At 40.5% G+C, this 20,315-nt stretch carries 15 protein-coding genes, 1 tRNA gene and 2 pseudogenes; 3 read left to right on the top strand and 15 right to left on the bottom strand.

Going from position 1 to position 20,315, the window contains the following annotated elements; genetic code table 11:
• Positions 1–328 precede the first annotated feature (328 nt).
• Positions 329–1,810 carry an alpha-amylase gene (locus tag N9I19_RS15565; RefSeq protein ID WP_089363715.1) on the top strand — a complete coding sequence of 494 codons (1,482 nt, stop codon included), beginning with the start codon at positions 329–331 and terminating at the stop codon, positions 1,808–1,810.
• 179 nt (positions 1,811–1,989) lie between these two features.
• Positions 1,990–3,225, top strand: a complete 1,236-nt coding sequence (gene pepT / locus N9I19_RS15560) for a peptidase T (protein WP_317778313.1) — start codon at positions 1,990–1,992, stop codon at positions 3,223–3,225.
• Between the two features lie 65 nt (positions 3,226–3,290).
• On the opposite strand, the gene N9I19_RS15555 is transcribed toward pepT, so the two are convergent.
• Together N9I19_RS15555 and N9I19_RS15550 are read right to left on the bottom strand one after the other, a co-directional pair.
• Positions 3,291–5,360 carry a catalase gene (locus tag N9I19_RS15555; protein ID WP_089363713.1) on the bottom strand — a complete coding sequence of 690 codons (2,070 nt, stop codon included), beginning with the start codon at positions 5,358–5,360 and terminating at the stop codon, positions 3,291–3,293.
• Between the two features lie 296 nt (positions 5,361–5,656).
• On the bottom strand, positions 5,657–7,105 hold the full coding sequence (locus tag N9I19_RS15550; RefSeq protein ID WP_284469117.1) for a DEAD/DEAH box helicase: 1,449 nt from the start codon (positions 7,103–7,105) through the stop codon (positions 5,657–5,659).
• A gap of 295 nt (positions 7,106–7,400) precedes the next feature.
• Between N9I19_RS15550 and N9I19_RS15545 the strand changes: the two genes are divergently transcribed.
• On the top strand, positions 7,401–7,733 hold the full coding sequence (locus N9I19_RS15545; RefSeq protein WP_061465896.1) for a heme oxygenase: 333 nt from the start codon (positions 7,401–7,403) through the stop codon (positions 7,731–7,733).
• A 150-nt stretch (positions 7,734–7,883) separates the two neighbouring features.
• On the opposite strand, the pseudogene N9I19_RS25270 reads toward N9I19_RS15545, so the two are convergent.
• The 13 genes and pseudogenes from N9I19_RS25270 to N9I19_RS15485 all read right to left on the bottom strand — a co-directional run.
• A pseudogene (locus N9I19_RS25270) lies at positions 7,884–8,123 on the bottom strand (transposase); the annotation flags it as partial.
• Positions 8,119–8,427 (bottom strand): annotated as a pseudogene (locus N9I19_RS25265) (transposase); the annotation flags it as partial. The pseudogenes N9I19_RS25265 and N9I19_RS25270, both read right to left, overlap by 5 nt.
• A 155-nt stretch (positions 8,428–8,582) precedes the next feature.
• Positions 8,583–9,650 carry a dual-specificity RNA methyltransferase RlmN gene (gene rlmN, locus N9I19_RS15535; RefSeq protein ID WP_061465897.1) on the bottom strand — a complete coding sequence of 356 codons (1,068 nt, stop codon included), beginning with the start codon at positions 9,648–9,650 and terminating at the stop codon, positions 8,583–8,585.
• A 60-nt stretch (positions 9,651–9,710) separates the two neighbouring features.
• A complete protein-coding gene (gene rlmH / locus N9I19_RS15530) occupies positions 9,711–10,190 on the bottom strand; it encodes a 23S rRNA (pseudouridine(1915)-N(3))-methyltransferase RlmH (protein WP_089363710.1) in 480 nt (159 codons plus the stop codon).
• Positions 10,191–10,856: 666 nt separating this feature from the next.
• Positions 10,857–11,018: a CxxH/CxxC protein gene (locus tag N9I19_RS15525; RefSeq protein WP_089363709.1), complete on the bottom strand. Its 162-nt coding sequence runs from the start codon at positions 11,016–11,018 to the stop codon at positions 10,857–10,859.
• Between the two features lie 172 nt (positions 11,019–11,190).
• Entirely contained in the window at positions 11,191–12,408 is a 1,218-nt protein-coding gene (locus N9I19_RS15520) for a S1C family serine protease (protein ID WP_089363708.1), read from the bottom strand.
• A gap of 270 nt (positions 12,409–12,678) precedes the next feature.
• On the bottom strand, positions 12,679–13,473 hold the full coding sequence (locus N9I19_RS15515; protein ID WP_089363707.1) for an MBL fold metallo-hydrolase: 795 nt from the start codon (positions 13,471–13,473) through the stop codon (positions 12,679–12,681).
• Between the two features lie 6 nt (positions 13,474–13,479).
• Positions 13,480–14,274, bottom strand: coding sequence for a two-component system regulatory protein YycI (locus tag N9I19_RS15510; RefSeq protein WP_089363706.1), 795 nt, complete (start codon positions 14,272–14,274; stop codon positions 13,480–13,482).
• Complete coding sequence (locus N9I19_RS15505; RefSeq protein WP_317778312.1) at positions 14,261–15,592, bottom strand: YycH family regulatory protein; 1,332 nt, start codon at positions 15,590–15,592, stop codon at positions 14,261–14,263. Before N9I19_RS15505 ends, N9I19_RS15510 begins: the two co-directional genes overlap by 14 nt.
• Positions 15,589–17,421, bottom strand: a complete 1,833-nt coding sequence (gene walK / locus N9I19_RS15500; RefSeq protein ID WP_317778311.1) for a cell wall metabolism sensor histidine kinase WalK — start codon at positions 17,419–17,421, stop codon at positions 15,589–15,591. The genes N9I19_RS15505 and walK overlap by 4 nt, the downstream gene beginning before the upstream one ends.
• Before the next feature lie 5 nt (positions 17,422–17,426).
• Positions 17,427–18,134 carry a response regulator YycF gene (yycF, locus tag N9I19_RS15495; protein ID WP_034316131.1) on the bottom strand — a complete coding sequence of 236 codons (708 nt, stop codon included), beginning with the start codon at positions 18,132–18,134 and terminating at the stop codon, positions 17,427–17,429.
• A 279-nt stretch (positions 18,135–18,413) separates the two neighbouring features.
• Complete coding sequence (locus N9I19_RS15490; protein WP_317778310.1) at positions 18,414–19,832, bottom strand: peptidoglycan DD-metalloendopeptidase family protein; 1,419 nt, start codon at positions 19,830–19,832, stop codon at positions 18,414–18,416.
• Between the two features lie 411 nt (positions 19,833–20,243).
• Positions 20,244–20,315, bottom strand: a tRNA-Phe gene (locus tag N9I19_RS15485).

Genomic DNA, 20,315 nt, shown 5'->3' with positions numbered 1-20,315 from the left:
AGGGATTCTTTTTTATTGAATTGGCGTAAAGCCTTCCATTACTTTCGCCGATGACTTTAGACCAAAACCTTAAACTATATCGTTTTCCGCCTTCCTTATACTTTAACCGGATTATTCCGCCACCTTTTATTAATTTTTAGCTGCTAATCAATATAAAATACCCTTACTTGGTATAAAATAGTAAAATAGAGAGGTAAATGAACCTCTATTCAGAGGGATTGTTTACTTGTTTATCATTTGAAATTAGAGGGTAAAGATTTTCACTATTACTTATCCGATCGTTCAGCTTCAATTTTGTCAAAACGTGTCGGTGTCAGGGGGGGAACGGATGAAAAGAAATCATACGATGATGCAATTTTTCGAGTGGCATCTTGAGGCGGATGGTTCTCATTGGGACAGATTGAGGTATGCAGCCTCCAAGTTGAAGGATACAGGAATTGATTGCGTTTGGCTTCCGCCAGTTACCAAAGGGCAATCCATTGGGGATAATGGATATGGAATATATGACGGATACGATTTGGGGGAATTTGACCAAAAAGGAACCGTTCGTACCAAATACGGGACAAAAGATGAATTGCTTCAAGCGATAGCCACCTGTCATAACTACGGACTTTGCGTTTATATCGATTTAGTCATGAACCACAAAGCAGGAGCTGATGGAACCGAAAAATTTGAAGTCATTGAAGTCAATCCGGACAACCGCATGGAAGATATCTCAGAACCATTTGAAATTGAAGGCTGGACAACATTCGATTTTCCAGGCCGTAAAAATCAATACTCTGATTTTAAGTGGAACCATACTCATTTTAATGGTACGGACTATGATGCCAAAAACGACAAGATGGGTGTTTATCGGATTACAGGGGAAAATAAGCATTGGAATAAGCATGTCATCGATGAATTCGGCAACTATGATTATTTAATGTTTGCCAACATCGATTACAGTCTGCCAGAAGTTCGTCAGGAAATGATTAGCTGGGGAAAATGGATGGTTGATACGTTAAAGTGTGATGGTTTTCGTTTGGACGCCGTTAAACATATTGATTATGAATTCATCAACGAATTTCTAAAGGAACTCATTCCTTATACAAAGGAACATTTCTTCATGGTCGGCGAATTTTGGAAGGCGGATGTTAAAGCTTGTCAAACTTACTTAGATCAAACCAATCATGACCTCAACTTGTTCGATGTTTCCCTGCATTATAAATTTCACGAGGCTTCAAAAGCAGGAACTGACTTCGACCTCTCAACCATCTTTGATGATACCCTCGTCCAAACCAATCCGGCACAGGCCGTCACTTTTGTCGACAACCACGACTCCCAACCTCATGAATCACTGGAGTCTTGGGTAAAGGACTGGTTTAAACCATCGGCATATGCACTTATCTTGCTTAGACTTTGCGGTTATCCCTGTGTCTTTTACGGGGACTATTATGGAATCGGCGGGCCTTCTCCGGTACCTGGAAAAAAGGATATTCTAGATCGTCTCTTATATGCTAGGTATGAAAAAGCTTATGGAGAACAGACGGACTATTTTGACGATCAAAATACGATAGGCTGGGTCCGGCTCGGGGTTAAAGAGCTAGAAGGCTCGGGGTGTGCCGTCATTATTTCAAATGGAGATCACAACAGTGAAAAAAGGATGTTCGTCGGTGAACATCGAGCTGGTGAAACCTGGAGTGATTTAACCTATCATAGAGATGACCACATTATCATTGAAGCAGATGGTTTCGCGACCTTTCCCGTTCATGGGAAAAGCGTATCCGTATGGGCATTAAATGATGTACCACTTAAAACGACACCACTCTAAAATGAGATAGCAAGGAACAGCATGTCGTTTGGAGATGTGCTGTTCTTTACTGATGACATCGCCCTTGAAAACCCAGGAGTATCATTCCTTCACAATGCAATTGGATCGTTACCCACGGAAAGATAATTTTTCCATTCGAAGCAATCATGGTAAGATAAGGGAAAAGGAGTTGAAGGAACGTGAAAAATGAAATCATTGAAAGATTCACTTCTTATGTTAAAGTGGATACCCAATCGAATGATGCAAATCCCTCATGCCCCTCTACACCCGGACAGTTAACCTTGGCAAATACATTGGTCCAGGAACTTCAATCAATTGGGATGAAGGAAGTCACAATGGATCAGAATGGTTATGTCATGGCTACCTTGCCAGCCAATTCAGATAAGGATGTCCCAACAGTTGGATTTTTGGCTCATATCGATACAGCTACGGATTTCACTGGGAAAGATGTCAAACCGCAGATCGTTTACAACTATGATGGTAAAGATGTTACTTTACATGAAAAATTGGATGTCATCCTCTCACCTGATGATTTCCCTTCGCTTAAGAATTATGAAGGGCATACATTGATAACGACGGATGGTACAACCCTGTTAGGAGCGGATAATAAGGCTGGCATTGCCGAAATCATAACTGCCATGGATTATTTGATCCAGCATCCGGAAATCAAGCATGGAAAAATCCGTGTTGCCTTTACTCCCGATGAGGAAATCGGCAGGGGACCCCATAAGTTTGATGTAAATGCGTTTAATGCCCAATTTGCCTATACCGTGGACGGTGGACCGCTTGGGGAACTTGAATACGAGAGCTTCAATGCAGCATCGGCCAAAATCCTGATCAAAGGGACGAATATTCACCCTGGTACCGCTAAAGGAAAAATGGTGAACTCGGCTAAAATCGCCATGGAATTCCATAATAAGCTCCCAGTGGCAGAAGCACCGGAATATACGGAGGGTTACGAAGGATTTTATCATCTGATTTCATTTCACGGTGATGTGGAAGAGACCAAGCTTTCTTACATCATCAGGGATTTCAACCGCCAAAAATTTAATGGTCGTAAGGAATATATGACAAAAGTCATCGAAGATTTAAAAGAAAAATATGGGCAAAAGCGTATCCAGCTTGAATTACACGACCAATACTTCAACATGAAGGAAAAAATTGAACCCGTGAAGGAAATCGTGGATATTGCCCATGAAGCAATGGAGAAACTCGGCATAAAACCGATAATCTCACCTATACGCGGTGGTACTGATGGATCTCAATTATCGTATATGGGATTGCCGACACCTAACATCTTTACGGGCGGCGAGAACTTTCATGGCAAGTATGAATTTATTTCCGTCGACAATATGGTACTGGCCACAAAGGTGATTGTTGGCATTGCCTCGCTCCTTGAAGAAAAAGCGAAGTAGCTTGATACGAAATGACTTTATTGAATAACCCCCCGACTTCATGTCTGGGGGTTATTCATCCAATATTAAGCGCGACTCCAGTGACGGTGCTTGGCAATTGCCTCGATAAAGGCAGTACCACTATTATTATCCGTAACAGCTACAATGCCTGAGGCTGGATCATTGGAAACGATGCCTGCCTTCGATAAGATCTCGGCTCCTTCTTTTCCTGCACCAATCGCTTTGAAATGATTGTAGGCTTCATCAACAAAGTAAATTGGTTCCTTGGATGCCTTTAAAGCATCGACACTCTCCTGGCCTCCTGCCACATATACAGCATCGAAAAGTACCGAATCGGCTGTCAGGAATGTCTGATTCACCTCGGCCTGCTGCCCTTCAGAACTTGTAATCACTCCACGATTAAGACTGATGATTTCAGTAGTTATACCTGCTGATTTAAATGATTCCAAGACTTGATTAACCTCTGACCCGTTGAAACCATCTGCAGCCAAGATGGCCACTTTTCTTGATACGGCCGTGTTCACTTTCATTTGCTCCTGGCTTAAAGCCGGAGAAGCTAAATCCATTTTGACTTCACTCTTGTTTGTTGGAGGATTAACTCCCACTCCAAAAGCGATTGTTTTTGCCAGTTCGACATCAACATTGCTGAACATCTCGACAATTTGCTGCTGAACGTCCTTACTTTTCACTTTTCCCACTTCAAAGTGGAAAGCCTGAATAATATGCTCTTTCTCCACTTCCGTCATGCTATTCCAGAATAGTTTAGCTTGGCTGTAATGATCCTTGAAGCTTTCACTGCGTTTACGGACCTTCCTGCCATCGACTTTTTCCTGATAATGTGCATAGCCGCCTTCCTCTTCTGAAGCAGGTTCTGGAGAGTTACCTGCAAGGGAATTTTTGTGGTAGCTGACCGGTCCGGGATTTATTGACATTCGGTGCATACCATCGCGTTGATTATTATGAACGGGGGCAACCGTCCTATTAATCGGAAGCTCATGAAAGTTTGGGCCTCCTAATCGGGATAGCTGGGTATCGGTGTATGAGAACAAACGTCCCTGAAGCAGCGGATCATTTGAAAAATCAATACCCGGTACAACATGCCCCGGATGGAAAGCTATTTGTTCCGTCTCTGCAAAAAAGTTATCTGTATTTTGATTCAAAACCATTTTCCCGATTATTTTCACCGGGATTTGTTCTTCCGGCCATAGTTTAGTAGGATCAAGGATATCAAAGTCGAATTTGAATTCATCTTCTTCCTTAATCATTTGCACGCCGAATTCAAATTCAGGATAATTTCCAGTATCTATTGCTTCCCATAGATCTTGACGGTGAAAATCAGGATTTTTCCCTGCAATTTTCTGCGCCTCATCCCAGACAAGGGATTTAACTCCCAGTACAGGCTTCCAATGGAATTTAACGAAATGGGCCACACCTTCTTCATTCACAAAACGGAAAGTGTGGACCCCAAACCCTTCCATCATCCGGAAACTTCTTGGTATGGCCCTATCAGAAAGATGCCACATGATCATATGTGCCGTTTCTTCATTGTTGGCGACGAAGTCCCAAAAGGTATCATGGGCAGACGCGGCCTGAGGTATTTCATTATGAGGCTCCGGTTTAACCGCATGAATTAAATCCGGGAACTTAATGGCATCCTGGATAAAGAATACCGGAATATTATTTCCGACCAGATCATAGTTTCCTTCCTCGGTATAAAACTTTGTAGAGAATCCCCTGACATCACGAACCGAGTCTGCCGATCCGCGTGAACCTGCTACCGTGGAGTAACGAACAAATACTGGTGTCTTGACTGAAGGGTCTTGAAGGAACTTTGCCTTTGTATATTCGGCCATCGGCTCATATACCTGAAAATATCCATGTGCTCCGGAACCACGCGCATGGACAATCCGTTCAGGAATACGCTCATGGTCAAAGTGAGTCATTTTTTCACGGAAATGAAAGTCCTCCATCAAAGTTGGACCACGGGTTCCCGCTTTCAAAGAATGTTCATCCTCTGAAATGCGCAAACCTTGGTTAGTCGTCATCTTTTTCCCGTTATCGTCCACTCGATATTGTTCCAACTGTCTTTGCTTACTTTGTTCATTGATTCTTCCGTTTTCATTTTCTTTTTTCATCCTTTTCATTCCCCTCCATGTCTTAGAAATTCAGTTTAATTCGTGTTGTATGTACTTACTTTAAAATTTGAAACAATTGTGTAATCCTTCCTCATATACCACTCTCATTTGACGGCTAAACAGAATTCAGAAAAAGATCCTTCCCGTCTTCAAAAAACAAAAAATCCCCAGTTTTGAATCACTGGGGACGTAACGTAATATTCTTAAGGTCAATTTTTCATTATATTAAAATACAAATAAAAAAAGAAGCGGAAAGACAGATTTTCATCTTCCCGCTTCTTTTTTATTCGGCACCTTTAGTTCTTAAAGGCCTCTGAAACCTTCAAAAGTTTCCCTTTTACTTTCGTATTTTTCATCACTTTCAAGACAAGCGGTCCCTTTTCATTCAATATTTCCACATAAGAAACATTATCCTGAATCGTAATGATCCCGATATCCTCAGCATTCACTCCATCAATCTTTGCGATAGTTCCGACAAAATCAACAGCCCTGATTTTCTTTTTCTTTCCGCCATTAAAATACAGCTTCATGATTTGTTTATTCAATTTTTCACTTTTATCTTTTTTTATCTTTGGACGAGCTTCCAGTTTTGCTTCGAAATCCATTTTTTTATTGGAGACATCCTCTTTTGATGGAACGGGCATCTTAGGGATTTCAAAACCGATATATCCTTGAATCTCAGTAAGGAATTTGTCTTCGTACGGCGTCACAAAAGTAATGGCTTTTCCTTTTTTACCTGCACGGCCCGTTCTTCCAGTTCGATGTACGTAACTTTCCTTTTCCAATGGCAGGTCATAGTTAATCACATGGGTTATATTGTCGATGTCAATTCCGCGTGCAGCAACATCTGTCGCAACCAAATAGCGGAATTCACCTCTTCTGAATTCATTCATAACTGCAAGACGATCTTCCTGAAGCATGCCGCCGTGAATCATATCACAAGGATATTCCTGATCCATTAGCATTTCACATACTTGGTCGACCCTATCTTTCGTCCGACAGAAAATGATGCAGCTATCGGGGTTTTCCGTGATGGTTACATCTTTAAGCAGGGAAAACTTATCATCCTCTCTCACTTCAATAAGAGCATGTTCAATTTTTTCGGTCGTTAACCCCTTAGCCTTGATTTCAATATCCAAAGGATCTTTCATATACTGCTTACAAAGCTTTTTTATGCTCTCAGGTAACGTAGCGGAGAACAGCATGGTTACTCTTTCTTTAGGAAGCTCTTTAATGATGGCCTCCACTTGTTCAATGAAGCCCATATTCAGCATTTCATCCGCTTCATCAATAACTAAATGAGTTAAACGTTCCAGGACGAATGTCCCTTTCTCGATATGATCCAGAACACGCCCCGGGGTTCCAACGACTACATGGCTCTTTTGTTTCAATTCCGCTTTTTGCAAAGCGAATGGATGTTTTCCATAAACCGCCGTTGCCTTTATCCGTTTAAATCTGCCTATATTCGTAATATCCTCTTTTACCTGTACAGCAAGCTCACGTGTCGGTGTTAAAATAAGCGCCTGAGGCTTATTCTCCTCCCAATCGACCATTTCGCATATCGGTATGCCGAATGCAGCGGTCTTGCCACTGCCTGTTTGGGATTTTACGACAAGATCCTGCCTTTTCAATGCCACTGGAATCACTTCGCGCTGTACTTCGGTTGGACGTTGGTAACCCAAGCTTTCTAATGCCCTTACAATTTCATCACTTAATGTATAATCAGTAAAATTCAATTCATTCATATAACAGCCTCTTTTGTTATTTAGTATCTTACATTATTGTTTCCATAATCATAATTTCCTTATACAAGGTTCTATTATACGCGATATGAAACGATAAACCTTGTAATAACCAAATTCAATTGACTTATTTCAATATAATGAAACTTCATCATCATTAAAAAGGTTGGTCATTCCGGATTCAATGATCTTGATTAATCAAAATGGACCCTGCTTCTTTCAATATGCTAAAATATGTATGATATTAAAGCGGAAACAGGGTAGATTAAAAGCCGATATCCAAAAGGAGTGCTGATTTATGATAATCGTAACGAATAGAATCAGAGTCAAAAAAGGTATGGGGGCAGTCATGGCCCCAGGATTCACTGCTCCAGGTCCACTTGATACTACGGAAGGCTTCGTAAAAGTTGAAGTATTATTAACGCAGAACTTATCGGATCACGATGAACTAAGCGTTAACATGTACTGGGAAAGCCTTGATAACTTTACTGCTTGGAGAAATAGCGATGCATTCAAAGCTGCACATAAACGGCCTGAACCAAGTTCCGGTGAAGCTAAAAAAGAATCTCCAATTCTAGGCAGCGAGCTAACTACGTATGAAGTCGCCTCGGTAAAAGAAATAGCTAAATAATAAAATCACACTAAAAAAGGCCGCGAAATATGGAGGCTGCTGAAAAGCTCACGTTTTTCTAACTAGTACGGTAAATCAAACTAAAAAAAGACGATTCTCATTCGATACTTGAATGAAAATCGTCTTTTTTTGCTTCTGTGTGTCACTTTTTTAGGCCATTAATTTCAATATTCTTTTCAAGTTAACGGTGAAAATAGCCATTGCTCCTTGTAATTCCATGCCAAGTAGACCCGAGGATTTTGCAACATCATACCCGTGTCTGTGTTTCAATTCACTGTTTTTCGCTTCTATTTTATAACGTTCTTTTGATTTTTCTTTAAAATACTCACTTTCCTGGAATGTAGCCTGTTCTGTATGTTCATTGGATTTAATACTGACAGAATAGGTCTTCTGGAGCCATGCCGAGGAAATATTTAAAGGACATGTCATATCTGGAACGCTCAACTATATCCACATCTGATAGGTCATGAATGGTCTTGAGCAGCAAATATTTAAACATACGTATTGGATCGACAGCATTCCTACCGTTATGAAGACAGTAGTTGTCCCTCAATTCTTCCAACACAAAAGAAAAGTCAATAAGTTCATTGATCTTGCGTAACATGTTATCCTTTGGAACCACTACATCATAAATGGCCATATATGGACTAAAAACCATAGACGTTTGTTTTTGAATTATCGTACTCACCCACATAAATTTTTTACCTTTGATTATAAAATAAAAAAAGGTAGATTTCCTCAGCATAAATGAGAAAATCTACCTCTATTGGCCCGAAGGGACTTTTTCAGTGCCCTCGAAATATGCGGCCTCTTTTTAATGGGGTTTATGGCTTGGTCCCACTTGGTAAATTATTGGGCTTCAGCTTTCTTGATTTGTTTGCTTCTTAGCTGTCCGCAAGCTGCATCAATATCCGTTCCATGTTCTTGGCGGATTTTACAATTTACGCCTCTCTTTTTCAGCGTATCATAGAACGAGAGAACGGACTCTTTTTCACTTCTTTGGTATTGACTATGCTCATCTACAGGATTATATGGAATCAGGTTGACATAGAGCCGATGTTTTTTGTCATCAAGAAGGTCGGCGAGCTGCTCGGCTTCTTCTTGATGGTCATTGACATCTTTCAATAGGATATATTCAATCGTAATTCTCCTATTCGTTTTCTCTAAATAATAATCAAGAGATTTCATTAATTTTTCTATCGGAATACCTCGGTTTATTTTCATGATTCGTGTCCTGAGTTCATTATTCGGCGCATGTAATGAGATGGCCAAATTCACCTGTAATTTAGTATCGGTGAATTCATAAATCTTGTTGGCAAGACCGCTCGTCGAAACAGTAATCCGCCTAGCAGCGATAGCAAGACCCTTATGGTCCATGAGCACCTTCAAAAAGTCTATCATATTTTCAAAGTTATCGAACGGCTCACCAATACCCATTACAACAACATGGCTTACAACATCCTCTTGTTCCAATTTATCTAGATGCAATTGAACGTTCATGATTTGTTCCACTATTTCCCCGCTGGATAGATCACGGCTTTTGGCCAATAATCCACTGGCACAGAAACTGCAGCCAATATTACAGCCCACTTGGGTGGTGACACAAACCGAAATTCCGTATTTATGTCTCATCATAACCGTTTCGATAAGGTTTCCATCCTGTAATTTAAACAAGAACTTGATCGTACCATCTGCTGATTCTTGCTTAACGTGCTCAGTCAAAGTCTGGATGACAAAGTGCTCTTCAAGTAATTTTATGCACTCTTTATTAACATCCGTCATTTCAGAGAAACTCGTCACACGTGTTCTATAAAGCCACTCCCAGACTTGGGAAGCTCTGAATTTTTTATGGCCATGGTCCAAAAGCCATGCTGTTAATTGTTCGAATGTTAAACCATAAATGGACTCTTTATTCATTCGTTACCCTCTTTTCATTTCATTAAGTTTTAATTTTTAAATTCCCCGGGATTAACTCTTTCATTTATGATATGGTTCATTTCTATTTATCCGAAAAGCCCGATATATTTGCTCCAGTAGAACTAGTTTCATTAATTGATGCGGAAAGGTCATTTTAGAGAAGGAAAGGGCATAATCACTTCTTGAAACCACCTCAGTGCCAAGCCCAAGAGACCCGCCAATAATAAAGGCAATTTTGCTCTTTCCATAAGTGGCGAGCTGATCGATTTGAGTGGCCAGCTGCTCGGAAGTAAGCTGTTTTCCATTGATTTCAAGCGTTATTACGTAGGTGTCCGGGCTGACTTTGGCCAGAATACGTTCACCTTCCTTTTGCTTTACGATGTCCATGTCCGCAGCACTCAGGTTCTCTGGAGCTTTTTCATCCGGTACTTCAACAAGTTCTATATTAGCATAGGCGCTTAACCTTTTTGTATATTCAGCAATTCCTTGCTTTAAGTATTTTTCCTTTAGCTTGCCAACAGTAATAATCGTTATTTTCATATATATCCTCTAACTTTCATTATGTTTTTACTTTCAGTTGTTGGATTTTTGCCTATCTTATATCATACCTTAGAGTGACCTATAAGCAAAACAAGCATATCCTTGCCAATTTTTAATGGAGGGGTTCCATGGCCCTTAAAGTAAAAACCGCTGCCCCTGAAAGCGGCAACGGTAACCTTCATTTATTTTGGCTGTTTTCACATACTTTGTTGCTATTTACCAGGTAGTGAGTTGTGGTTGATTTCCCCTCCAGATGCTCGCTTTCCGCGGGGCGGGCGGTGAGCCTCCTCGGCGTAAACGCCTGTGGGGTCTCACCTGTCCCGCTGCTCCCGCAGGAGTCTCGCACTTCCGCTCCAATCAACCTTAAATAGTTTCGTTTTAAAAACAACAATCTTTACGAAAAGAGCCTTTATTTTTAATGTTCATCGTGAAAATGTGGATGGTCCTATGTTCAGCTTCGATAAGAATTATGATTGATTTTCCAAGGATCCACTTACCTAAATGGCCATTATTGTGTATACAAAAATGCTTTTATCTACAATAATTCTACCCTCCAGTTCATTCTTCGGAAAATGTTAAGAACAGGTTAAGAACAGGTTACAAACATGTTATCCACAATAGTTATCCACATATCCACAAAACCTATCCACATCTTGTATGGGAATATTAGTTCCCTACTAGATATATTGCCACGTTTCGACAATATTCACAGGTTGTTGATAACTGTTTTTCTTCAGAAACCAGCGTTAAAACAGGATATGTTTCACATTCGTATACCACTTCATCCAGCGCCATGTCCACGTGTTCCTGACAGCAATATAATTTCATCTTTCATTCCTCCTTTCTCACTCATTACTCCAAGTACTTATTCCCAATTATCCACAAGTTACGTGAAACTCTAATTTCAGTATATATCCACAGGTAATCGTAACAAAAAATAAGAAAATCACAAGGAAATATAAAAGACAGGAAGCAATGACTGCCCCCTGTCCTTTCCGTTTTAGATTTCGCTGCTTGAAAGCTTGACTTCCGTAGTTTCTTTCTTTCCGTCACGGTAATAAATGATTTTAACTTTATCACCGATTTTCTTATCAATGTATAGGTATTTCCTTAATTCCACGACGTCATGGATTTTTTCATTATCCATTCCCACAATGACGTCAAATTCCTTCAATCCTGCTCTAGAAGCAGGAGAGTTGCTTTGAACGCCTGTTATTGCAACACCCTCAGTAACTTTCCTTGGCAACTTTAATGTATTTTTCTGATGGTATTGGGAAATTTCCTTTACGGATGTTAAGTTCACACCCAAGTATGCACGTTTCACTTCACCAAATTCCTCAATATCATTAATAATTGGAATAACTGAATCAATTGGAATGGAAAGACCGATTCCTTCCACCGCATTTTCTGCTATCTTCATGGAATTTATTCCGATGACCTGCCCTGACATATTAACGAGTGCTCCTCCGCTGTTGCCTGGGTTAATCGCCGCATCGGTCTGGATGACCTCTGCATTCCAATCGACTTGTCCGTCCTCATTGATATCCACCTCTATCGTACGCTCCAAACCGGAGATGATCCCTTGTGTGACTGATCCGGAGAATTGGAGGCCTAATGGGTTACCGATGGCAATCACGGGCTCACCTGGTTTCAATTTGCTGGATTTTCCGAATTCAGCAATGGTTTTGATTTTATCACCATTCACGACAATGACCGCTAAATCGGTCCATGGGTCACTACCTTGTAGTTTAGCTGGCAATTTAGTGCCATCACTTAATGTCACTTCCAATTCATTAGCGCCTTCAATGACGTGGTTATTCGTGACAATATAGGCCTTGCCCCCGTCTTTTTTATAAACGACACCAGAACCAGTGCCAGCTTCAGCTTCGGCTGAACTGTCCTCGGCGTTGCCCCCTTGACCCCAGAAGTTCGTTTTCTGAATGTTAGAGATGCCGACCACTGCGTCGCTGGCCTTACCTACAGCATTGGTGACGGCACTTGTTACATCTACAGTAAGGTTTTGCTGGGACTGCTTAGTGGACTCACTCCCCGTTGATTTTTCCGTTGTAGTTTCGTTATTTAACAGTCCACTTCCCGGAAAAAATAATAAAATAAGTAGAGCCCCAATGATGGCGCCTCCCAAGCCAGCTAAAAAATAGCTCGCATTGCTCTTTTTCCGTTTATTTTGGTTCTCATCATTCTGATCATAATAACCCAAGACCGTTCCATCCTCTCATTTTAGGAATGAATTATAGCAATTCTATTGTTTGGTATCCTCCCTCAATTATACTCATTTACCGTAAATTTTCTAAAAAAATGTATGCTTTTATTTAAAGGGAAATTTAAAATTGACCAGGTTCAGCCATTTTCTTTTTCCTATACAGTTCTAACCAAACGATACCCCTTTTAATCCGAATAGTAACTTATGAATCGAAATTTTAAAAATAAAAAGGAATGAACAAGGTATCCCTCATCCATTCCTTTTTATTTATAACGTAACAAGTTCCGTTGGTCTTTTTGGATCAGTATCATATAAGGAGAATTGATCACCAACGATGATCCCCTTTGTTTTTAAGGTCTGTTCTACCGACATTCTTGCTAGATCCTTCATATTGTTATCAAGACTTAAGTGAGCCAAATAAATCCGCTTGGTCTTATCACCGGCCACTTCACTCATTGCAAGGGCTGCATCTTCATTACAAACATGACCAACATCACTTAAAATCCGGCGCTTAATGCTCCATGGATATTTTCCCATCCTCAACATGGACACATCATGGTTACTTTCGAATACATATGCATCGGCATTCGAGATGATTCCTTTCATCCGATCACTTACATACCCTGTATCAGTGATGACCACTAGTTTTTTGTCTTCATGATGAAAGGCGTAAAACATCGGCTCTGCCGCATCATGAGAAACACCAAAAGATTCTATATTAAGACTGCCGAACGTTTTGACCTGTTCCATTTCAAATGTGAATTTTTGTTCGGTTGCAATTTCACCGATTGATCGTTCCATGGCATTCCATGTCTTTGCATTCGCATAGATCGGGAGTTTATGTTTTCTGGCAACCACGCCCAGACCTTTAATATGGTCGCTGTGTTCATGGGTAACAAGGATACCGGATAACTTCGACATATCACGGCCTATATCCTGAAACAATGCTTCCAAAGCCTTACCGCTTAAGCCGGCATCGACAAGGAAAGATTGATCCTCCGTTTCCACGAATAAGGCATTTCCTGTACTCCCGCTTGCGAGAACACTAAAATGCATAGTCATCTATACTCACTCCAGTATTTTTTCTTCTGTATTTAATTCAATGACCTCTCCATCAATAGCATTCACGAAGAGATCCGTTTTGTCATTGAGGACCACCCACCATGTTGGCACAAGTAAATGTGATACAGATGTCGTCTGCAGCGAATTATAAAAACCTAGTTTTACATTCGTGACTTTGCTTTTGGGATCAATATCACCATTATCATATAATGCTCCAATAGCAGTTAAAGCAGGTATCAATTCCTTGGGTTTATTGAATTTTTTAATCCCCTCTAAATACATCTGTTCATAGGAGACGATTTCACCCTTTTTGTTCAGATATAAAGTGACCTTCCCCTTACTATTGTTATAAAACATCTTTTTATCTGCCACTTGATAGCAGATGATGGTTTGATTGATTTTATCATAGCTCCAAAAGTGATAGTCATCTCCATTTAATATATACTCCTTCAGGAATATATCAAGGTCTGCAGCATGAATTTCCGCTTTCATGCTAACCGGTGTTTTAAATGTACCTACGAGCTTCTTATCATCGATGATTTTTGCTTTTTGATTTTTCAGGTCCTGTATATCTTTCTTCTCGAAAGTCTTGCTTTGGGCAATCAGGAATTGATCCAACTTTTGTTTCGGAAGTGGGGTTTCTATTGAAATCTCATCTTCTTTCAAGAGTTCATCTATTGAAGACTCCGTGAAATTTTCTATTTGGTTGTCATTAATCTTTTCCAGGAATTGATAAAGAAGAAAAATATTCAAAATGAAAAAGACCATGATGAAAATTGACTTTGTATTATTCCAATCCACTTTGATCGCCTCCCGTATCTCCAGGCACAATAAACCATTTATCGCCGATACGATAATACCAAGTGGGTTCAAGTGTAACTAGTGTGACAAGTTTGGAATCCAGGGATTTATGCAGTTTATAGCCAATCGAGATGTCCTCCACACTCTTAAAGTCGATATTATCTTTCGATTTCAACTGATTCAAGACTTCTCTACCACTTGGTAAAGTCTCTACCGATTCTTCTGACGGCAGGACTGAGGCAAGTGAAAAGTACGGGCGCTCGTAGCTATATATTTCTTCTTTCCCCCAAATTTGCTCGATTTCAGTCATTCCGGATTCATTGAAGGCCGGATAACCATTTACGAATAAGCGGAATACCACTCGTTGCTCATTCTCCGACATATAAGCAAAGCGATAATTATTATCTTCCCAACCAGCATGATCATTGATGAAATCAATGCTCTTTTGCAGAAGGTCACCGGGACTGTCTAATAACTTGCTCTTTTGTGCCGGATTGATATAAGAAATTAGGTAATTCTCTTTATTGATCGTCAGCAGTCTTGTTCCATCCGTGTATTCCTCACCGGTCGAAACGGGTTCTTGGCGTACATACTTCGGATCATTAAATAACGCATTTTTTAGGTTTCCAATATCCAAATTGTCGATATAATATTGAAGTCTGTTGACCTCTATGGATTTTTCCGGAACGAACAACGTCCTTTTGCTGTTTATGGTTTCGGCCGTGTATTCAGGGTGCTTACTGTAAGAACCCGTATAAAAATCATCCATGAAATCTCTTAGTCTTTTAGAGTCGACCATACCTTGATAGATCTTCTCTTGATCGTAAGAAACAAAATAAACGGCAGATTCATTACCGCTGATATCCTTTTGTTTAATGATGATCCGATCAAATGAAAAGCCAGGCACGTCCTTATCGGTAATATTCAATACCGTTTTATAGAGGGAAATGGGCACATCATCGGAAAATTCGATTTCAATCGACCCATCTTCATGGACAAAGTCATCAAATTTCCTTTGCAGCCTTTTTACGGATATCTCTTTTACGCCGGTAAAACTCCATTGCGAAAATTCTTTTTCCATTTTATCTATTTCCACCGGATCGGAAGTCTGGAAATGTTGCCCATTGCCATGAAAAAGGATACTTACTGGTTTAACTACATCACTAACAATCTGGACATCGCTTTTAATCTTTATATAATTCGATCGGTCACCAAATTTATTATATTCAGGCTCATACGTCCAAATGCTCCAAGTCAAAAAAATGCTTGTCCCAACCAAAATAATCAGTATGATACTTTTTGCACGTTCAAAATTCATGACCAATCATCCTCTTCTTCCTGTTCGTAAGGAAGTGTAAAGAACACCGTAGTTCCTTTTCCATCCACACTTTCCGCCCATATTTTCCCGCCATGCGCCACGACCATTTCTTTTGCGATCGCTAAACCCAGCCCGGTCCCGCCCAAATTCCGCGACCTTGCTTTATCCACACGGTAGAAGCGGTCGAATATTTTATCAATGACGTTTTTCGGGATGCCCACTCCTTGATCTGTAATGCTCACAACGATAAAGCCATCCGAAGCCCTGACGCGGAAAGTCACTTGACCCCCTTCAGGTGAGTACTTCAACGAGTTGGAGATTACATTATAGAGAACCTGGGTGATTTTATCTTCATCAATATCCACAAAATAAGCTTCCTTAGGCAAATCACGCTTAAACGTGATGTCATCATTTTTCGTCATTTCAAAACGATCGATGATATGGTCATAGAATTTATTGAAATTCACCCAGCCCGTTTTAAGCCTGTAATCTTTACTATCCATTTTCGAAAGCTGTAACAGATCATTAACAAGCCTGATCATTCGCTCCGTTTCATTTTGGGTCACACTTAAAAAGGATGGAGCGATTTCCTCGTCCTTCCAAGCACCTTCAGCCAATGCTTCCAGGTAACTTCTCATCGTCGTTAGCGGAGTTCGCAGTTCATGTGATACGTTGGCAACAAATTCTCTGCGTTCGCCCTCGATTTTTTCCTGCTCTGTTATATCATGCAAAACAGTAATCAAACCATTAACGAATCCCGTTTCCTTTTGAATGACCGAAAAGTTCCCCCTCAAAATGAAAGGCCGATTTTTTTTGCTGTAATCAAGGATGACGGACTCTCGCTCTTCCAGTAAATCCTCAAATTTAAACTCTTCTTCAAGACCCAAAACCTCGATGATAGGTTGGTTCATGACGGTTTCACGCGAAACATTCAGTAATTGTGCCGCCGGTTCATTAATCAAGTTCACCCGACCGCGCCTATCAGTTGATATTACACCGTCCGTCATATTGGAGAGGACGGATGAAAGCTTACGGCGCTCTCCTTCTGTGCTTGATTGCGACTCTTGAAGCTTTTTAGTCAAATTATTGAAAGTGACGGCAAGCTGGCCAATTTCATCATCGCCATATACCCTTACTTTTCTTGAGAAATTCCCTTTCGCCATCACCAAGGCCTGTTTTCTCATATCCGACATGGGTCGAGTGATCGTTCGTGCGAGCAGGATCCCCAAGATGGCCGTAATGACCAAGGCGATGGCCGTACCCGTCATGAAAATACCATTGATTTCATCCATCTGTTCAAAGACATTCTCCATCTCTGCTATTACATAGACGGCGCCAATGACCTCCCCATTTGCTTCAATGGGTGTCGAAAGAACCCATAGCCGGCTGCCGGTTTTCTGATCTCGAAATACGTCACTTTCTTCTTTTCCATTAATCAGCGTATTTTTAATAAGGACTTCCGTTGTCTTCTTCCCTACAATATCCTGGTTACTTGGGGCTGAAGTTCCAATCACACGCCTGCTGCGAGTGTCAATGACACGTACTTCCGAAATATCATTCGAAGAATTATCCCGGTCTTCCAATATCATATCAATCGCTTCTTCGAGGGTTGGATCTTCCTCTCCCCTCTCTTTTTCCATTTCTTCACCAATACTGTAGGTAAGCAGGTTAACGTGACCTTTTATTGATTTCGTGAAGTTCCCGACAAGATTTTCTTCCAATTCCCCAACAAAATATACCCCGATTATCTGCATCGCTACAAAAATGAGCAACACATAAATCAGAACAAATTTAAAATGGATTGAGCGAAAAAAACCAACCTTTTTCATAAGAACTACTCCTGTTCAGGGTTACGCAGGTAATAACCGACCCCTCTTCTAGTTACAATCCAACCAGGATGGCTTGGATTGTCTTCAATCTTCTCACGAAGACGTCTGACCGTTACATCGACTGTCCGTACATCACCAAAATAATCATAGCCCCACACGGTCTGTAATAGGTGCTCCCTTGTCATGACCTGACCGATATGCTTCGCTAAGTAATGAAGCAATTCAAATTCGCGATGAGTTAATTCAATCGTATCGCCCCGTTTGGATACCACATAGGCATCCGGATGGATGGTGAGCGTTCCTATCGTAATTTCCTTCGGTTCATTTTCTTGATCTGGGACCGGGACCGCTTGCTGACGTCTTAAGTTCGCCTTAACGCGGGCAATTATTTCCCGGGTACTAAATGGCTTTGTGACATAGTCATCCGCACCAAGCTCTAAACCTAAGACTTTATCTATCTCTGAATCCTTAGCCGTTAACATGATGATTGGCGTTTCATACTTCTTCCTTACTTCTCTGCAAACTTCCATCCCATCGCGCTGCGGTAGCATGATATCAAGTAAAATCAAATCAGGTTGCCGTTCTTCTACCATTTTGAGGGCTTCATTGCCATCATAAGCACAAAAAACTTCATAGCCTTCCTTTTTCAGATTGAATTGTAATATATCGGCAATTGGCTTTTCATCATCCACTACCAGAATCTTCTTATCCATGTGCTTATCTCCTTTTTAATAACTAAACTGAATCTATTAAAAACCGTGTCCTTATCCGGGACTTTATTCACTTTTCCTTCTGCTTGCACCAATCTAGCATCCCAGTTCAACAAATTTATATATATATACCCAATAAAAGGGACTGAACACCGGAATGAAAGCGAATTGTATCTATTCTACTTTATCATTTTATAGGCATTAAATCACCTTTTTCCTATTATTCTCATCTATCTGTGAAGCAGAAGAAGTCTTCGAATATTTTTCGAAGACTCCCATCGATTACTGACTTATATAGTTTAGCGGATTTACAAGAGAACCGTTTTTATATATTTCAAAATGGAGGTGGACACCTGTGGAGTGCCCTGTTGAACCCATCATGCCAATTTTCATGCCCTTCTCAATCTTTTGTCCAGCTTTTACATTTATTGAATCCAAATGGGCATATACTGTCTTATACCCGTTATTATGATTGATCGTTATCTTATTTCCATACCCTCCGGAGTTTCCAGCAGTTTCGATTATCCCATGATCCGCTGCCGTTATGGTCCTGGTGGTTGGCCGGGCAATATCGATACCTTTATGAAGTTTCCCCCAGCGCTGCCCCTGCTTGCTGGAAATATAGCCCCCATCTGCAGGCCATGAATATGTACCGCTCCCCTGTGAAGGAACGACCTTCGTGCCTTTTCTAGTGATTTCCATTTTGGCTTTTTCCGTGTTTTCTTTTTTTACGATCGTTTCACTGATTTTCTTACCATTTGTTTCAGATACTGCATATGTGAACGCCTGAACCCCCTCATTGCCAATTTGTTCAGTAATGAGTTCACCCTTGGGAAGTTCGTCATCCTCCTTCACTTTCTTTTCGAAAGGAATCCTCTCTTCCTTTAATACTTCTCTTTCCACCATTACGTTCACATAGGGCGTAGGCTGGGTCACATAGAGATGCTCGCCCTTTTTAAGACCTTTGCCCTCATCCTGTCCTGGATTTAGCTCTAACAGTTGATCCAGGTCCATATCATGCTGATTGGCAATTGCTTCAAGATCCTCATCTTCCCTAGCCTCATAAAGCGTCTTTTCTTTCTTTCCTTCTTCTATCATGGAAATGGTATCATCTACGGTCTTGATTTCATCTGGATCGATCATTGATTCTTTAAACGTAACGGGAAGTGAAAACTTGATGTCCAGAATTCTACTTCCTGGTTCTTTTAACGGTTTTGCACCCGTTTCGCTTCTTTTTTTACTTGTTTCATATTCAGCGTATTCCTCTTCATTTACATATAATAACTTGATTTTTTCCAAAACGTCCTCAGCATCATCCCTTGACGCAACATAAGCGACCGCCTGATTATCTATGTCGATTTCATACGCCTTTGCTTTCACATTGAGCTTTTCTTGAATACCCTTTACAGCCTGATCTTCTTTTACTTCTTCACCAAATACCTCTTCAGGTACATATGACAGCTGCGACTCCCTCTCGAATGTATAGTCTGGATAATCTCTCTGTGCTGCTTTTACCTTATCGGCTACGATCTCCTCTATTTCCGTTTCATCCGTCACACTTCCGACGAACTCATCATTAAGATAAACATGCTGAATGGTGGCAGTTTTCGATATCCCTGCGGCCGTCGCCATATTTCCAGCAAGCAATAAAATGACCGAAACCATCAACAGGATGATCCCCTTACCTTTTGAGCTAAACATATATTGTCCTCCTTAACGGCTCAGTCACCAATTAAGAAACTAATCAAATTTATTTTGAGATTTATTAGTCCAATTTAAATATCCACTTGCATATGACTGATTTCTATTATGATTTTTCACTCATAACTCTACCATAATAAAAAAAAAAACAAGAAACAGTCGTGATAATGTAATAGAACTGTATAAATGGTGACAACAAGTACCAATAAATATGCTAATGAGGAAGATTCGATACATTTCGAAATAAGGAGTGGACGTAAGCCCCGTAAGGATAAAAGCGGTTTATATGTTGACTTGGGTAAAATTGGTATGTTACAAATCGTTAACAATTCATTAACAAGATTTCATTTATAATACATCTGGATGTAAAACAAAAAAAACGCCCTAAAGGAAAGGCGTTTTTAAAAAGGATGGCTCAGGACGGAATCGAACCGCCGACACACGGATTTTCAGTCCTTTGCTCTACCGACTGAGCTACTGAGC

Origin of the sequence: Peribacillus sp. CSMR9 (assembly GCF_033141925.1) — a bacterium.
GTDB classification, from domain to species: domain Bacteria; phylum Bacillota; class Bacilli; order Bacillales; family DSM-1321; genus Peribacillus; species Peribacillus simplex_A.
This window is presented reverse-complemented; position numbering and strand designations above follow the sequence as displayed.

What these genes read in the sequence shown, in the direction of transcription:
- N9I19_RS15550 (WP_284469117.1), bottom strand. Translation starts at nt 7,105, where the DNA reads ATGAATGAATTGAATTTTACTGATTATACATTAAGTGATGAAATTGTA.
- N9I19_RS15565 (WP_089363715.1), top strand. Translation starts at nt 329, where the DNA reads ATGAAAAGAAATCATACGATGATGCAATTTTTCGAGTGGCATCTTGAG.
- N9I19_RS15555 (WP_089363713.1), bottom strand. Translation starts at nt 5,360, where the DNA reads ATGAAAAAAGAAAATGAAAACGGAAGAATCAATGAACAAAGTAAGCAA.
- N9I19_RS15505 (WP_317778312.1), bottom strand. Translation starts at nt 15,592, where the DNA reads ATGAATTTTGAACGTGCAAAAAGTATCATACTGATTATTTTGGTTGGG.
- N9I19_RS15515 (WP_089363707.1), bottom strand. Translation starts at nt 13,473, where the DNA reads ATGACTATGCATTTTAGTGTTCTCGCAAGCGGGAGTACAGGAAATGCC.
- N9I19_RS15490 (WP_317778310.1), bottom strand. Translation starts at nt 19,832, where the DNA reads ATGTTTAGCTCAAAAGGTAAGGGGATCATCCTGTTGATGGTTTCGGTC.
- rlmN (WP_061465897.1), bottom strand. Translation starts at nt 9,650, where the DNA reads ATGAATAAAGAGTCCATTTATGGTTTAACATTCGAACAATTAACAGCA.
- N9I19_RS15525 (WP_089363709.1), bottom strand. Translation starts at nt 11,018, where the DNA reads ATGAAATTATATTGCTGTCAGGAACACGTGGACATGGCGCTGGATGAA.
- N9I19_RS15545 (WP_061465896.1), top strand. Translation starts at nt 7,401, where the DNA reads ATGATAATCGTAACGAATAGAATCAGAGTCAAAAAAGGTATGGGGGCA.
- yycF (WP_034316131.1), bottom strand. Translation starts at nt 18,134, where the DNA reads ATGGATAAGAAGATTCTGGTAGTGGATGATGAAAAGCCAATTGCCGAT.
- rlmH (WP_089363710.1), bottom strand. Translation starts at nt 10,190, where the DNA reads ATGAAAATAACGATTATTACTGTTGGCAAGCTAAAGGAAAAATACTTA.
- walK (WP_317778311.1), bottom strand. Translation starts at nt 17,421, where the DNA reads ATGAAAAAGGTTGGTTTTTTTCGCTCAATCCATTTTAAATTTGTTCTG.